Origin of the sequence: Maribacter sp. UBA3344, assembly GCF_002362375.1 — a bacterium.
Lineage (GTDB): Bacteria > Bacteroidota > Bacteroidia > Flavobacteriales > Flavobacteriaceae > Maribacter > Maribacter dokdonensis.
In genome coordinates, this window is the sequence record NZ_DERI01000029.1 from 1,296 (window position 1) to 1,580 (window position 285).

Here is a 285-nt window from a genome sequence, read left to right on the forward strand (position 1 = left end):
GTCCACGGTTTGGTCGCCACCAAGATCGGTTACGGTAAGGTCCGTTCCGTCGAAGCTGATACCTGTGTTATATTCGTTGGAATCGCTCAAATCTCCATCGGCAGTATTGTGGGCAGCAATGGCTGCTGTGTTAGTGGAGATATCGGTTGCATTTGTTGCAATGGAATTGTTCTGAGTTGTCTGTTCCGCTTCCAGGTTATCAATATCTGTTGCGTTTGTAGCGATATTCGTATTCTGTGTTGTTTGCTCTGTTTCCAAAGCATCGATGTCCGCAGTATTTTGGTC

Annotated in this window: 1 protein-coding gene; it reads right to left on the reverse strand. The window is 46.3% G+C overall.

All coding sequences use genetic code 11. From position 1 onward, the window contains the following. Positions 1–285, reverse strand: a 285-nt coding sequence (locus tag B2Z27_RS17415; protein ID WP_286814634.1) for a hypothetical protein, incomplete at both ends; no start/stop codon positions are given.